This is a genomic window from Nocardia sp. NRRL S-836, from assembly GCF_001279525.1.
GTDB lineage: Bacteria > Actinomycetota > Actinomycetes > Mycobacteriales > Pseudonocardiaceae > Lentzea.
Genome location: NZ_LGDY01000086.1, coordinates 1 through 211, shown reverse-complemented (window position 1 = coordinate 211; position 211 = coordinate 1). Strand labels below are relative to the sequence as shown.

Here is a 211-nt window from a genome sequence, read left to right as displayed (position 1 = left end):
TGGGACCTCACCGACGGCACCCCGCTCACCACCCTCACCGGACACACCGGCACGGTGACCGCGGTGGCATGCACCGAAATCGACGGCCGACCCATCGCCGTCACCGGCGGCTTCGACGAGACGCTGCGCGTCTGGGACCTCACCGACGGCACCCCGCTCACCACCCTCACCGGACACACCGGCACGGTGACCGCGGTGGCATGCACCGAAA

General features: G+C 70.6%; 1 protein-coding gene. It reads left to right on the top strand.

The genetic code is table 11. From position 1 onward, the window contains the following. Window positions 1-211 (top strand): hypothetical protein (locus ADL03_RS50740; RefSeq protein ID WP_197288227.1); only part of this gene is annotated, 211 nt, incomplete at both ends.